At 39.6% G+C, this 14,743-nt stretch carries 11 protein-coding genes; 9 read left to right on the forward strand and 2 right to left on the reverse strand.

Annotation, left to right across the window (positions count from 1 at the left end):
• The first annotated feature begins 1 nt into the window (after nt 1).
• From lpxA to AC27HL_RS11040, 8 genes are all read left to right on the forward strand, one after another.
• Nucleotides 2-784 (forward strand): acyl-ACP--UDP-N-acetylglucosamine O-acyltransferase, encoded by a 783-nt coding sequence (gene lpxA, locus AC27HL_RS11005; RefSeq protein ID WP_487081037.1) that lies wholly within the window; start codon nt 2-4, stop codon nt 782-784.
• 4 nt (nt 785-788) lie between these two features.
• A complete protein-coding gene (gene lpxB / locus AC27HL_RS11010; RefSeq protein WP_487081038.1) occupies nt 789-1,982 on the forward strand; it encodes a lipid-A-disaccharide synthase in 1,194 nt (397 codons plus the stop codon).
• 18 nt (nt 1,983-2,000) lie between these two features.
• A complete protein-coding gene (rnhB, locus tag AC27HL_RS11015; RefSeq protein WP_487081039.1) occupies nt 2,001-2,651 on the forward strand; it encodes a ribonuclease HII in 651 nt (216 codons plus the stop codon).
• 110 nt (nt 2,652-2,761) lie between these two features.
• Nucleotides 2,762-6,214, forward strand: coding sequence for a DNA polymerase III subunit alpha (gene dnaE / locus AC27HL_RS11020; RefSeq protein ID WP_487081220.1), 3,453 nt, complete (start codon nt 2,762-2,764; stop codon nt 6,212-6,214).
• A 52-nt stretch (nt 6,215-6,266) separates the two neighbouring features.
• Nucleotides 6,267-7,223 carry an acetyl-CoA carboxylase carboxyl transferase subunit alpha gene (gene accA, locus AC27HL_RS11025; RefSeq protein ID WP_487081040.1) on the forward strand — a complete coding sequence of 319 codons (957 nt, stop codon included), beginning with the start codon at nt 6,267-6,269 and terminating at the stop codon, nt 7,221-7,223.
• Between the two features lie 74 nt (nt 7,224-7,297).
• Entirely contained in the window at nt 7,298-8,683 is a 1,386-nt protein-coding gene (tilS, locus tag AC27HL_RS11030; RefSeq protein WP_487081041.1) for a tRNA lysidine(34) synthetase TilS, read from the forward strand.
• Nucleotides 8,684-8,760: 77 nt separating this feature from the next.
• On the forward strand, nt 8,761-9,942 hold the full coding sequence (locus AC27HL_RS11035; protein ID WP_487081042.1) for a dicarboxylate/amino acid:cation symporter: 1,182 nt from the start codon (nt 8,761-8,763) through the stop codon (nt 9,940-9,942).
• A gap of 140 nt (nt 9,943-10,082) precedes the next feature.
• Nucleotides 10,083-10,652 carry a PhnA domain-containing protein gene (locus AC27HL_RS11040; protein WP_487081043.1) on the forward strand — a complete coding sequence of 190 codons (570 nt, stop codon included), beginning with the start codon at nt 10,083-10,085 and terminating at the stop codon, nt 10,650-10,652.
• Between the two features lie 103 nt (nt 10,653-10,755).
• Here AC27HL_RS11040 and AC27HL_RS11045 read toward each other — a convergent pair whose 3' ends face one another.
• On the reverse strand, nt 10,756-11,208 hold the full coding sequence (locus AC27HL_RS11045; RefSeq protein WP_487081044.1) for a methyltransferase family protein: 453 nt from the start codon (nt 11,206-11,208) through the stop codon (nt 10,756-10,758).
• A 205-nt stretch (nt 11,209-11,413) separates the two neighbouring features.
• On the reverse strand, nt 11,414-13,171 hold the full coding sequence (locus AC27HL_RS11050; RefSeq protein WP_487081045.1) for an endonuclease: 1,758 nt from the start codon (nt 13,169-13,171) through the stop codon (nt 11,414-11,416).
• Between the two features lie 636 nt (nt 13,172-13,807).
• On the opposite strand from AC27HL_RS11050, the gene AC27HL_RS11055 reads away from it, so the two are divergent.
• Nucleotides 13,808-14,707: a DMT family transporter gene (locus AC27HL_RS11055; RefSeq protein ID WP_487081046.1), complete on the forward strand. Its 900-nt coding sequence runs from the start codon at nt 13,808-13,810 to the stop codon at nt 14,705-14,707.
• The last annotated feature ends 36 nt before the right edge of the window (nt 14,708-14,743 follow it).

Here is a 14,743-nt window from a genome sequence, read left to right on the forward strand (position 1 = left end):
TATGACTAGTTCCCTTATTCATCCACAAGCCATAATTGAAGACGGTGCCATTATTGGCAAAAATGTAAACATTGGCCCATGGACACATGTAGCGGCAAATGTTGTTATTGGTGATGACTGTGAAATAAGTTCGCATGTTGTTATCAACGGCCCAACCAAGATTGGTCGAGGTAACCGTATTTTTCAATTTGCTTCTATTGGTGAAGATTGCCAAGATCTTAAATATGCCGGAGAGCCAACGGAACTGGTGATTGGGGATAATAATATTTTTCGCGAAAACTGTACGGTACATCGTGGCACAATTCAAGATAATAGCTTAACGCAAATTGGTAGTAATAATTTGTTTATGGCTTATACCCATATAGCCCATGATTGTATGGTGGGTGATAACTGTATCATGGCCAACGGCGCCTCAATAGCAGGGCACGTTCACGTAGGCAATCATGCCATTCTTGGTGGTATGTCAGGGGTACATCAATTTTGTCATATTGGTGATCATAGTTTTGTTGCCGCAAATTCACTTGTACTAAAAGATATTCCTCCTTACGTTATGGCTTCGGGCCAGCCAGCAAAACCTTTTGGGCTAAATAGCGAAGGCTTAAAGCGTCGAGGTTTTGATAAAAGTACAATTTTAGAGATTAAACGTGCTTATAAGTCGGTTTATCGTCAAGGTCTTACTGTAGAAGAAGCAGTTGAAAAAATTTCTGCTACAAAAGAAGTACAGCCAGAATTAAGCCTATTTACAGATTTTATTCAAAAATCTAGTCGCGGCATTATTCGTTAATACTATGACTCAAAACCTAGCTTCTAATTTAATTGCCGATAAAGAAATCTTGGCAGAAACAAGTTTGATAGATGCTCCGGTCTTCGGCATTGTTGTTGGCGAGCATTCTGGTGATACATTAGGCGCTGGCCTAATGCAGCAGTTGCAGCTTAGTTATCCTAATGCAAAGTTTGTTGGCATTGGGGGGCCTAAGATGCAGGCACTTGGCTTTGATAGTTTATTTGAAATGGACGAATTATCAGTGATGGGCGTATTTGAAGTGTTGGGAAGACTGCGTAGGCTATTGCATATTCGTAAGTCATTAACTCAATATTTTATCGACAATAAGCCAAATGTTTTTATTGGTATTGATGCGCCTGATTTTAACATTACTTTAGAAGCAAAGTTAAAAGCCCAAGCGATTAAAACCGTACATTATGTCAGCCCATCTGTTTGGGCTTGGCGAGAAAAACGTGTTTTTAAAATAGCCAAGGCAACCAACATGGTATTGTCTTTATTACCATTTGAGAAAGCTTTTTACGATAAGCACCAAATCCCATGTACATTTGTTGGCCACTCATTGGCGGATGATATTCCTATGGTTTCCGATAAGCTTACTGCCCGGCAAGAGCTTAGCTTATCTCAATCAGAAAAAATTCTTGCACTTATGCCAGGTAGTCGCGGTGGAGAATTATCCCGTCTTGTAGAGCCATTTTTAGCTACGGCTAAACAGCTACTTGCTAAGGATAAGGATTTAGTTTTTGTTGTGCCTATGATCAGTGAGAAACGGGCAGAGCAATTTACAGAACTGCATAATAAAATTGCCCCAGAATTACCTGTAAAAGTTATAATTGGCAAAACCCAACAAGTCATGGCGGCTAGTGATTGTTTATTAACGGCCTCTGGCACAGTAACGCTTGAAGCTGCGCTTATCAAACGCCCAATGGTGATTTGTTATAAATTTAACCCTTTGACTTACCATATGTTTAAAGGTTTTGTGAAGTTAAAGTGGTTCTCGTTGCCGAATTTACTGGCCAATAAAACATTAGTGCCTGAATTGTTGCAAGGGCAGGTTACCGTTGAAAATATTCTTCCGTTAGTGGAAGAACGCTTGTATCAAGATCAGGCTGAGTTAGATGCTGCTTTTACGACTATTCACCAAACACTTAAACAAAATGCTAGTAAACAAGCGGCAAGTGCCGTAATTGATTTATTATGATGGTGATGACAAATAATTATGCCTGCTGCTAAGAAAATATTTGAACCGTTTGAATACCCGGTTGCTTATTGTATTGCTGGTGTCGATGAAGTTGGGCGTGGGCCTTTGGTGGGCGACGTTGTTACTGCTGCTGTGATTTTAGATCCTGAACATCCCATCGAAGGATTAATGGATTCTAAAAAACTTTCAGATAAAAAAAGACAACGACTATCTGATGAAATCAAGCAACATGCTATTGCTTGGTCAGTAGGACGTGCAAGCCCTGAAGAAATTGATACCTTAAACATTTTACACGCCACTATGTTGGCGATGCAACGTGCGGTACTTGGCTTAAATGTTGAACCTGATTATGTGCTAGTTGATGGCAACCGCTGCCCAACGTTTGTTGGTGAAAACGGTAGTATTGCTTGTGAAAGCGTAGTAAAAGGGGATGCACGTGTTGCAGAAATTAGCGCTGCGTCTATTTTGGCCAAAGTAGCTCGTGATGATGAAATGATAGCTTTAGATAAGTTACATCCTGAATATGGTTTTGCACAGCATAAAGGCTATCCTACCAAAGCGCATTTAGAGAAAATTATAGAACATGGCGTACTCGATAATTATCGTCGCAGCTTTAAGCCAGTAGCAAATGTAATTGCTAATTCAGCCGTCAATTATAAAAACAATTAGAGTGATTAATGTCTGAGACAGTCCCCGCAAATGTAGAACATGAATCGAGCGATAAAAATACTGCACCTGCACCTAAATTTATCCATTTGAGGGTTCATAGTGACTTCTCAATGTGTGATGGCCTAAATAAAGTAAAACCTATTGTTGCAAAAGCCGCTGATTTAAATATGCCAGCACTGGCGCTCACCGATCAAACAAACCTATGTGGCTTAGTTAAATACTATCATGCAACACATGGTGCCGGTATCAAACCGATAATAGGGTGTGACTTTTGGGTTAAAAGTGATGAGCTAGAAAATGAATTATTCCGGTTAGTTGTTTTAGCAACAGATAATACCGGTTATAAAAACCTAACCGAGTTGATTTCAAAAGCTTATTTGCGTGGTCATATTCAAGGCCGGGCAGTAATAGATAAAATGTGGCTGGCTGAATATGCCAAAGGTCTTATTTTACTTTCTGGTGGCCGCGAAGGAGATGTTGGTAAAGCGTTATTAAAGGGTAATAACAAATTTGTTGAGCAAATGCTTAACTTTTATCAACAATACTTTCCCAATTGTTACTATTTAGAATTGATACGAACAGGGCGTGGTGATGAAGAAAATTACTTGCACCTTGCTGTTGATTTAGCTGGCCGTTACGACTTACCTGTTGTTGCAACCAACGAGGTTATGTTCTTAAACCCTGAAGATTTTGATGCCCACGAAATTCGGGTTGCCATTCATGATGGTTTTACTTTAGACGATAAACGCCGTCCGAAAAAATATAGTAAAGAACAGTATCTACGTAGTGAAGAAGAAATGTTGCAACTCTTTGCTGATATTCCAGAAGCACTAGAGAACTCCGTTGAAATAGCCAAACGCTGTAATGTTACCGTAACATTAGGTGAATACGTTCTGCCTGACTTTCCAACCGAAGGCTTAACAATAGAAGATTATTTGGTAAAAGTATCTGAAGAAGGCTTACAAGAGCGCTTAGAGTTTTTATTTGATAAAGATGCTCCAGACTTTGCAGAGAAGCGCAAACCTTATGATGAACGTTTAGCTGTTGAGTTAGAAGTTATCAATAACATGGGGTTTCCGGGCTACTTCCTGATCGTAATGGAGTTCATTCAATGGAGTAAAGATAATAATATTCCTGTCGGCCCTGGCCGTGGTTCGGGTGCCGGCTCTTTGGTGGCCTATGCTCAAAAAATTACCGATCTTGACCCACTCGAATACGATTTGCTGTTTGAACGTTTCTTAAACCCAGAACGTGTATCTATGCCAGATTTTGATGTCGACTTCTGTATGGATAGGCGAGATGAAGTTATTGAACATACAGCCGAACTCTATGGCCGTGATGCCGTTTCGCAAATTATTACCTTTGGTACTATGGCGGCGAAAGCGGTAATTCGAGATGTTGGCCGTGTATTGGGTCACCCGTATGGCTTTGTTGATCGAATTTCTAAGTTAATTCCACCAACACCTGGAATGACGTTGGCCAAGGCGTTTGAAGAAGAGCCAAAACTTCCTGAAGTATACGCGCAAGACAGCGAGGTTAAAGACCTTATTGATATGTGTCGTATTTTAGAAGGCACGACACGTAACGCTGGTAAACATGCTGGTGGTGTTGTTATATCTCCAACAACCATTACCGATTTTGCGCCGCTTTATTGTGATGAAGAAGGTAACAACCCAGTTACCCAATTTGATAAAAATGATGTTGAAGATGCCGGTCTCGTTAAGTTTGACTTCCTTGGTTTACGTACCTTAACTATTTTACAGTGGGCCATCGAAATGGCCGATGAAAAGCTGCTTAAAGAAGGTAAAGAGCCGATAAACATTGCCGCTATTGATCTTGAAGATAAAGCGAGTTTTAGCTTGTTATTGAAGTCAGAGACTACAGCTGTATTCCAGCTTGAGTCTAGCGGCATGAAGTCATTGATTGCTAAGCTAAAACCGGATTGTTTTGAAGATATTATCGCACTAGTAGCCTTATTCCGCCCAGGACCGTTACAGTCAGGCATGGTTGATAACTTTATCGAGCGTAAACATGGTCGTGAAGCAATTAGTTACCCTGATGAAACATGGCAACACATTGACTTAAAACCAATTCTTGAACCAACCTACGGCATTATTTTGTATCAAGAGCAAGTGATGCAAATTGCCCAGGTACTTGCTGGTTATTCGCTTGGTGGCGCTGATATGCTACGGCGGGCCATGGGTAAGAAAAAACCCGAAGAAATGGCCAAACAACGTGCTGGTTTTGAAGCAGGCGCGGTAAAACGTGGAGTCGATGGCGAACTCGCGATGAAAATTTTTGACTTGGTTGAGAAATTTGCCGGTTATGGTTTTAACAAATCGCATTCAGCAGCTTATGCCTTAGTTTCTTATCAAACCTTGTGGATGAAAACCCACTTTCCAGCGCCATTTATGGCAGCGGTAATGTCGGCGGATATGGACAATACCGAGAAAATTGTTACCTTGGTTGATGAGTGTGAAAACATGGGCATTGACTTGCTACCGCCTGATGTTAACAGTGGTCAATATAAGTTTACCGTTAATGACGATAACCAAATTGTCTATGGTATTGGTGCGGTTAAAGGGGTTGGTGAAGGACCGATTGAAGCCATTATTTCCGCCCGAGAAACGGGTGGAGAATTTGTCGATTTATTTGATTTTTGTGCTCGTGTTGATTTAAAGAAAACCAATAAACGTATTCTAGAAAAGCTAGTTAAATCCGGGGCAATGGACGCACTTGGCCCAAGGGATGACTCAGGTCCGCATCGTGCAGCCTTATTCGAATCTTTACCTGAAGCTATCAAAGCAGCGGAACAACATGCAAAAGCAGAAGCTCTGGGACAAGATGATTTATTTGGTTTAATTAATGAAGAACCCGAAGATAATCGCCAAGCCTTTAAAGATGTGGCGAAATGGCCAGAAGAGCAATGGCTTGATGGTGAGAAAGAAACCCTAGGCTTGTATTTAACTGGTCATCCTATAAATCGCTACTTAAGTGAAATTAAACGCTATGCCACCGGCCGACTAGTAAGTTTACAACCAACCAATAAAGATAAAACCACGGTAGCAGTTGGTTTAGTGCTAGGGGTTAGAGTACTTGTTAATAAACGTGGTCGTCGATGGGCATTGGTTACTTTAGATGATAAAAGTGCCCGTATGGATATTCGTTTATTTCCAGATGATTATGATAGATTTGCAGAATTGCTTGTATCTGATGCTATTTTAGTTTGTAGTGGACAGGTCAGCTTTGATGATTACTCTGGTGGTATTACAATGACCGCCCGGGATATTATGACAATTGCAGATGCGCGCGAGAACTATGTCACCTCGCTTGATTTGCAAGTTGACAGAAATAAACTATCAAGTAACTTTATTGAACAGTTTACGGAAATATTAACCCCGTACAAAGAAGGTATTTGCCCAGTTCGTGTGTTTTATCAAAGAGATGAGGCACAAGGTATGTTAGAATTGGGAGTACAATGGCGGGTATCGCCAAGCGACATGCTATTATACGATTTGAAAACCCTATTGGGTGATGAGCAAGTCGAGTTAAAGTTTAAATAAGTAGTGCTCATAAAGATCGGTACTCAGAGACAACATAGGTAAAAATAATCATATGTCATTAAATTTTTTAGATTTTGAGCTGCCAATTGCAGAACTTGAAGCAAAAATTGAAGAATTACAGTTGGTCAATAATGGTCAAGAACTCGATCTTGATTTAGAAGAACAAATAAACCAACTTCGAGAGAAAAATACTGAACTAACCAAGAAAATATTTTCTGGTTTAGACCCATGGCAAACGGCACGTGTGGCGCGTCATCCACAACGTCCATATACGTTAGATTACTTACCACGTATTTTTACTGAATTTGATGAGTTAGCTGGTGATCGTGCATATGCTGATGATAGTGCCATTGTTGGTGGTACAGCACGTTTAGATGGCCGCCCAGTGATGGTCATTGGGCACCAAAAAGGCCGTTCGACGACTGAAAAAGTAAAGCGAAACTTTGGTATGCCACGTCCAGAAGGTTACCGTAAAGCGTTACGTTTAATGAAAATGGCTGAACGTTTTAACATGCCTATTATTACCTTTATTGATACACCGGGTGCTTATCCAGGTATTGGTGCAGAAGAACGTGGCCAAAGTGAAGCAATTGCGACTAACTTAAAAGTGATGGCGCGTTTGAATGTACCAATTATTTGTACGGTTATTGGTGAAGGTGGCTCTGGTGGCGCACTAGCCATTGGTGTTGGTGATAAAGTGAATATGTTGGAATATTCAACTTATTCTGTTATTTCTCCAGAAGGTTGTGCATCAATTTTGTGGAAAACGGCAGAAAAAGCGTCAACAGCTGCTGAAGCTATGGGCATTACCGCAAAGCGCATTAAAGAATTAGAGCTGATTGATAATGTTGTTGAAGAGCCATTAGGCGGTGCGCATCGCGATATGGATCAGATGGCGGCACTGTTAAAACAAGCAATAAAGACTGATTTAGCTAAGCTTGATGAATTGTCTAAAGAAGACCTTATTGAAAAACGTTACGATAAATTGATGTCGTTCGGCTACTGTTAATCAACTAAGAAAAGCGACCAAATTATTGGTCGCTTTTTATTTTTATCTATTAATATGGCAATAACTTTGCGTTTGTGAATATTATCGAATCTGCGCTTCTAGCGTTTTTTAGTAAAACAGGCAATGCCAATATTGTGGTGGCTTATAGTGGTGGCGTAGACTCGCAAGTGCTGCTTGCCGCTTTATCGAACTTAAAACAGCAAAAAAAATTAAGCAACTCGATAAAAGTTTGTCATGTTAATCATGGTCTGAGTGCTAATGCACAATTATGGCAAGATTTTGCAACGCAGCAATGTCAGCAATTTTCATTACCACTTTCTATTCATCAATTAGCATTACAAAAGCAACCGCAGAAAAGCCTTGAAGCAATTGCGCGTGATGCTCGATATCAATGCTTAATTGCTTCAAGCAAAGAACCGGCACTGATAGTTACCGGCCATCATTTAGATGATCAGGCTGAGACTTTTTTGTTGGCATTAAAACGTGGTGCGGGCTTGAAAGGTTTATCGGCGATGGCGTCAAGTACTAAACTAGCACAGCACACCCTAGTGCGACCACTTTTAGATATTTCACGCGCCGAAATTATTCAGTATGCACAGCAACAAAACCTAACTTGGATTGAAGATGAATCAAATCAAGACCAAATATTTGATCGTAATTTTCTTCGTCACACAGTATTGCCCGAGTTTACTGCGCGATGGCCGAGTTTTAATACTACCTTAAGTCGTAGTGTTAAACATTGCCAAGATGCGCAAACCTTATTAGATGAAATTGCAGAAGAAGATTACCTCAACGTTTGTTTTAGCGATAAAGTACTGGCAATAGAGTCTTTGCTTAACTTAAGTACGCAACGTTTTAACAATGTGCTACGTTATTTTTTAGCTAAGCATGATAAATTGATGCCAAGTAGTGCTCAGTTGTCTCAAGTAGCTCAGCAGTTATCAGCGCAAGAAGGGAAGAATCCAGCAGTTAAAATTGATAATTATTATTTACGTCGCTATCAGCAAAATTTATATTTAACGGATGACTTTGCTGATGTTAGCAATTGGCGGATACAGCTTGAATTAACTAATAATGAGTTAATTGAACTGCCAGACAATATTGGCAATATTCAAACGTTATTCATTGAAAGTATTGAACAAGCGGGTATCGACATTGAGGGACAGCATTTAGCAGGCGATCATCAAGTCATTGGTATTGATGCGCCACAGCCGGGGCAGGTAGTGAGTATTCGTTTTAGCCATGATAATCCTAAGTGTTTACCGCATTATCGTGATAAATCACGGGCGTTAAAAAAAGTGTTACAAGAAGCCAAAATACCGACTTGGCAACGTCAACGTATCCCATTGGTATATTACGGCGAAACCTTAGTGGCAGCGCTGGGCTTGTTTGTTTGTAAGAGTCATCTGCCACAACAAGGTAGCAATAAATTACAGCTAATCTGGCTTGATAAGAATTAATCGGGTTAGAATGGTAGTATTATCTGGCTTAAAAACAAAATAACAATAATCTCAATATTATAACAATCGGAGTTCATATGAATTTAGTGCTAAAGCTTATTGCTGGCATAGTATCAGGCATTCTCATTGGCCTATTCGCCCCTGACTTTATAGTACAATTAACCTTTACAATTCAAACCTTTGTTGGGCAGTTAATTAAGTTTACTATTCCTTTAATTATTTTATTTTATATTGCTAGCGGTATTGCATCACTACCGCAAGGCTCAGGTGCCTTATTGGGAAAAACAGTTGGTTTAGCGTACGGTTCAACCATAGTTGCCGGTATTATTGCTTTTCTTGTAGCAAGTACAGTATTACCAGGTTTGATTTCAGGCAACGCATTGGAAGCTGCAACTGAAGGTGAAAAACTTAAAGGCTTTTTAGATATAAGTATTCCACCATTGTTTGATGTAATGACCGCCTTAGCACTTGCATTTATCTTTGGTATTGGCATCAGTGCAATTAATGCAACCTCATTACGTACTAATTTAAATGAAGCACGTGACGTTATTGAAATGCTATTAAGCAAGATAATTATTCCGGCACTACCGTTTTATATTGCCGGTGTTTTCGCTGAAATGACTGTTGATGGTACGGTTTTCTCAACACTACAAACTTTTGGATTAGTCTTGGTGCTTGCCTTGATTATGCATTGGCTTTGGATCACTATTTTATATGTGGCTACGGCGATGGCAATGAAAAAGTCGCCAGCTGTGTTACTAAAAAATATGCTACCAGCTTATTTTACCGCCTTAGGAACTATGTCGAGTGCGGCGACTATCCCTGTTTCTTTACGTGCCACTAAAGCTAATAACGTAAGTGACGGAGTTGCTAACTTTACTGTACCACTTTGTGCCTCAATTCATTTAAGCGGTTCAACTATTACTATAGTTACCTGTGCAACGGCGGTAATGTTGTTAACACCTGAGCTTGCCTTACCTGGTTTAGGCGGCATGATGGGCTTTATTTTAATGCTTGGTGTTACTATGATTGCCGCGCCCGGTGCGCCTGGTGGTGCTGTAATGTCAGCCCTTGGTTTACTAGCAAGTATGCTTGGGTTTACTGATGCCGCTTTAGCATTGATGATCGCCTTATATTTAGCACAAGATAGTTTTGGTACAGCCTGTAATGTTACAGGCGATGGCGCAATTGCTATTTGGGTTGATAAGTTTGCCGGCGAAGACAGCGCTTTAACAACCAACGAACAAGTGAAAGAGTAGCTTAGTCAAACTTGCCAACAAGCTCAAAAAGGTGGCAATGCCACCTTTTTTGATCTCAGCCATTATTATTTACGAATTGGTCTACCATCACTGCAACAACCTAGGCATAATAGCGGCAAAATTTTTGTGGGTATTAAATTATGGTTACAGAGCAAGCTTTAAAACAACGCAGCAACACTAGCTGTGAATTTTGTGCATCAACAGATAGCTTAAGTGTTTACCCGGTGCCCCCAACAAGCGATTTAAGTGCACAACAAAGTGTTTATTTATGTGCTCATTGTTTAGGACAAGTTGAAGGCAATATTGAACTAGATATAAATCACCTTCGTTGTTTAAATGATGCTATGTGGAACCAAGAGCCCGCTGTACAAGTGATGGCATATCGCATGTTGCATAAGCTTTCGGCGGAAAGTTGGGCTCAAGATGCACTAGATATGATTTACTTAGAAGATGAGGTTAAAACTTGGGCTGAGCAGGGGATTGCGGCTGCTGAGCGAGAAGGGCCAACACGTGATAGTAATGGCGCGGAATTGCATGATGGTGATAATGTCACTTTAATAAAAGACTTAAAAGTAAAAGGTGCGAACTTTACTGCCAAACAAGGCACTATGGTACGTGGTATCAGCTTAACGGATAATCCTGAACATATTGAAGGCAAGGTCAATGGTACACGTATTGTTTTAGTGGCAGCATATTTGAAAAAGGCCTAGTTTTAAATTTGTAACAGCTTTAAGTCAATTTCTGCTTGCTTAAAAGTAACTATAAAACACTGAGTAAAATTAAATTTATTCAGTGCTTTTTATATTACTAAGTTTAAAGCCAGCGCCTAACTTGTCGTTGGTACTTTAAATATTCTTCGCCAAATAATTGGCTTAGCATGCGCTCTTCAGGAATAATTTGATATTTAGTGATATAGCCAACGAATATTACGCATACACCAAAGGTTAAAAAGTTTTGTAAGTGAAAAGCAAATGCAACCAAGGCAAGTAGCATGGCCAAATACATAGGGTTTCGTGAAAAATGATATATACCTGTGTTAACGACTTTTGATGATGATTCGGGTTTACTCGGGTTTACGGTTGTTTGATGTTTTCGAAAGCTATAAACAGCCATAACGCCAATAATCACAGCTAAAGCAGTTAGCAACGAGACTAAGCTGAACGAGTGACTCATTATATAGTTAAAATTTGGCAGAAGTTGTTGAATGGCTTTCATTAATAGCATGGCGATTATGACCTGAACGACAGGGATTATTTTTAACTCCATCACACTTCCTTAGTTTTCTAGATAAACTTTGTTTTTGAATTTTAATATGTTGAAAAATAACGCTTAATTTAGCAAGTTTTATTGCGCATTTATAGCGTTTAAAAATTAAAAAACACTTGTTGTTCTATTGCTAAATGACCACGAGTGACTAGTATCCCCCGTGATCATTTAGATGTTACGGATTATTTATCTTGTTTGCTATGGCTTAGAAATTAATACTCCATTGATTTAAGGTACCAGTATCTTGTTGGTAATTATCAACTATTGATAATTGCCACTGTCCCTGCGCTAAGCCTGACGCTGATACCGTGTACGTTTCGTTGACGTTGTCAGCACTATCGTTACCTGATTTTGCTTTTAGTAAATATGTGCTGCCATCAGGTGCTGTTAATTGCAAACTGATATCCCCACGGTAGGTATGAGTAATATCAACAGCAATACTTATTTGTCCGGCATTACCTGAGCGTTGAACATCTATATTGCTAGTGATTGCTGAATTGTCTGGAATAGCAACCACAGTGTTATTGTTAAAACTACTTTGCTCTACGCCACCAGAAAATGATTGGTTGTTGTTTAAACTGCCTGATGTTTTTACACTAGGGCTTTGCCACGTAAAGTCACTATACTTGTTGCCTGTGCCCGACAATTGTAGTGAATAGCCAACTTGTGTATTGGAAGTCTCTGATACGCCAATATCTATTGATGTTAGCCCCTTCGCAGGGCCGTCAGTTGCCGTTAATTTACCTTCATAGCTAAGAAATTGTCGTACTTGATTATTACCGTCAACTAAGGCTAAGCCGTCAGCACTACCATTTTGAAGGCCAGAAAAAGTAACATTTAGCGTGCCGTAACCGTTAGACTGGTTTGGTACAGCACCCGTTAAGCTGATAGTTTTATAGGCAGTACCGTTGGTACCATTGTATGCAACTAGCTGCCATCCGCTTAGGTCAATACCTGCAACACCCGCTAGTTCAACTGCTTCATTTATATCACTACCATTGTTGTCGTAGTGCAGCTCGTTTATCCAAACGTCGGTGTTACCACCTGTTGGAGGTGTAACACCCGTACCAGTACAAATATTTTCAAAAACACAAGCAACATATTCTGGACGATCAACAAATGGGTTACGATTACCTTGTTGGGCAAAAACCGCGTTATTATGCCTTGTTTCATATGCATCCACTGGGTCATTTTTATGCCACTGCAGTAACACAGATTTTAAGCCCATATATGCAACGGCAACATTTTCGCCTGTTTTTGAGCCAGCAATTAAATTACGATCATCGGTAAGGATTAGATCTGGCTCATTGACACCTGTTACGCCATGCGTGCCACCTTCATAGCGAACCGCTAAATACATAAGTGCTCGTGCAACATCTCCTTGGCGACCGTTCCAAGTTTGCCATGAACCAGTATGACCTGAACCATTGGTCAAGTTATGTTCTCCAGCGCCACCACCACGAGTATTGTTATACTCAGTCGTCTTTTCAGTGCATTCATTTGCGCAATTTGCGTACGGTTTATTGCTACGGCTAGAGTTATAATTGCTGTTTGCGATAAAAAGGTGATGGGCATCAGTGTAAGGGTAATTACTCGCGCCATCTTTTGGAAAACCGTACGACTTTGGCCAGCTATGCTCACGATTGTAGTTGTTATTGCCACCACCTGCTTTGGTATATGAAGCATTTTTATAGATATCAATTACATTGTTGCTGTTGTTTGGGTCTTGGTCTGCAGCCTCCAATATATCCCATGTGTCAGTTGCTGATGATGTATAAGGAAAGCGTTGGTGATCATCTATTATTTCATGCAAACTTTGCTTTAAAGACGCTGCACTAGTGGTATCTACTGAGTCATAGTAATTCTGGGGCTCATTAGCCTGTACTGAATTTATGCTTGCCGTAAGGTACAGTGATATCGCCAAGGTATACCGAGATACTTTGGTTAGTCGTTGGTGTTTCATTATCTTTCTCACTTGTTATTGTTATATTTTCCACAAGAAAATTAGATAAAAAAATAGGCATGAATTTTCATTCTGCCTATTCCTTAAGCGCTAATTGTCTAATTGGTCAACAAAATATTAGCAAGATTTTGTTACAATTTCATTAAAAAGTTAAAATTTTGTTAATGTGGTTTTTTGCTTGCTTAACTAACTGAGAATCTTATAAAAGTAGCGCCCCAGAATAGGGGCTTTGACTAAATCAATTTTTAGCTGCTTATGGCTTAATCGACATGAACGCTATTAATTGTTATCAGTTTAATCGCTCATCAATTTATATGTTGACAATGTCATTGTTTCTCGGCAAGGTGAATAAAAAATAAGTTAATAAATTTGTAGAGTTTTTAATGCTTCTCAATCCGCAAAATATGTTCAATAAACGCGTTAACCAGCTGACTATTAATGTCAATTGCTGGCTAGTGCTTTTGATGATTTCGCTGGGTAAAAAGTAAAGTAAATTTTTCACTTAAAACCGCAGCTATATCGACTGCGGTTTTCTTTTCTTATAAAACTTCCAGTCGTCTTTCTCGGCAATTTAAGTGCAATCATCTTGGTATGTTTTGTTAATTTAATGGTAATTGTTAAAAAAGGAGAGAAGAAATGCCAATTTCAGTGGCCTATTTAGCGGTTGTGATCATTTGGTCTACAACGCCGTTAGGAATTGTGTGGAGTAGTGAGTCGGTCAATCCAACTTTAGCAGTATTGATGCGTATGTTAATTGCATTACTGCCAGGACTGATAATTCTAAAATTGGCAAAAATACAATTACCTTGGTCACTGGCTGCTAAAAAAATATATGCATATTCTAGCGTTGGTATTTTTGGCGGTATGCTTTTTTCTTACCTAGCTGCGGCATATTTATCTTCTGGGTTAATGTCATTAATTTTTGGTTTGTCGCCGATTCTTTCTGGGTTACTTGCACAGAAAATTTTGTCAGAAGATAGCTTTAGCACAGCAAAGAAGCTGGCGTTATCTGTTGCTGTTACAGGGCTATTTGTGGTTTGTTTTGATAGCATATCGTTAAATCAACACAGTCTTATTGGCTTATTTTATATTCTGCTAGCGGTATTTTTCTTTAGTATTAGCGGCGTATTGGTTAAAAGTGTGGCAATTGATATTCATCCTTTGGCAACAACTGTTGGTGCGTTATGTTTTAGTGTGCCGCTTTTTGGCATAGTTTGGCTAATATTTGATGGCAGCCTACCTTACCAAGAGTGGCAAATGCGCTCAATCTGGGCCATTGTCTATTTAGGTATATTTGGCTCGTTGGTAGGTTTTCTTGCTTACTTTTTTATTTTGCAAAAACTAAGGCCTAGCACCGTCGCTTTGATCACTATGTTAACACCGATTTTTGCCTTGTATTTAGGTGCGGTGTTAAATAATGAGTTGGTGAGTTTAAATTTAGTTTTTGGTGCGCTTTTAGTTATGACAGGCTTAGCGATTTATCAGTGGGCGGGTAAGTTAACATTACCGGTAAAAGATTCAGTTGACAGTATTTAAAGTACAAAGCGCCAGCTACTGAGGTTAGTGGCGCTT

This window comes from Colwellia aquaemaris (assembly GCF_057548755.1).

What these genes read in the sequence shown, in the direction of transcription:
- lpxA (WP_487081037.1), top strand. Translation starts at nt 2, where the DNA reads ATGACTAGTTCCCTTATTCATCCACAAGCCATAATTGAAGACGGTGCC.
- lpxB (WP_487081038.1), top strand. Translation starts at nt 789, where the DNA reads ATGACTCAAAACCTAGCTTCTAATTTAATTGCCGATAAAGAAATCTTG.
- rnhB (WP_487081039.1), top strand. Translation starts at nt 2,001, where the DNA reads ATGCCTGCTGCTAAGAAAATATTTGAACCGTTTGAATACCCGGTTGCT.
- dnaE (WP_487081220.1), top strand. Translation starts at nt 2,762, where the DNA reads ATGTGTGATGGCCTAAATAAAGTAAAACCTATTGTTGCAAAAGCCGCT.
- accA (WP_487081040.1), top strand. Translation starts at nt 6,267, where the DNA reads ATGTCATTAAATTTTTTAGATTTTGAGCTGCCAATTGCAGAACTTGAA.
- AC27HL_RS11035 (WP_487081042.1), top strand. Translation starts at nt 8,761, where the DNA reads ATGAATTTAGTGCTAAAGCTTATTGCTGGCATAGTATCAGGCATTCTC.
- AC27HL_RS11040 (WP_487081043.1), top strand. Translation starts at nt 10,083, where the DNA reads ATGGTTACAGAGCAAGCTTTAAAACAACGCAGCAACACTAGCTGTGAA.
- AC27HL_RS11045 (WP_487081044.1), bottom strand. Translation starts at nt 11,208, where the DNA reads ATGGAGTTAAAAATAATCCCTGTCGTTCAGGTCATAATCGCCATGCTA.
- AC27HL_RS11050 (WP_487081045.1), bottom strand. Translation starts at nt 13,171, where the DNA reads ATGAAACACCAACGACTAACCAAAGTATCTCGGTATACCTTGGCGATA.
- AC27HL_RS11055 (WP_487081046.1), top strand. Translation starts at nt 13,808, where the DNA reads ATGCCAATTTCAGTGGCCTATTTAGCGGTTGTGATCATTTGGTCTACA.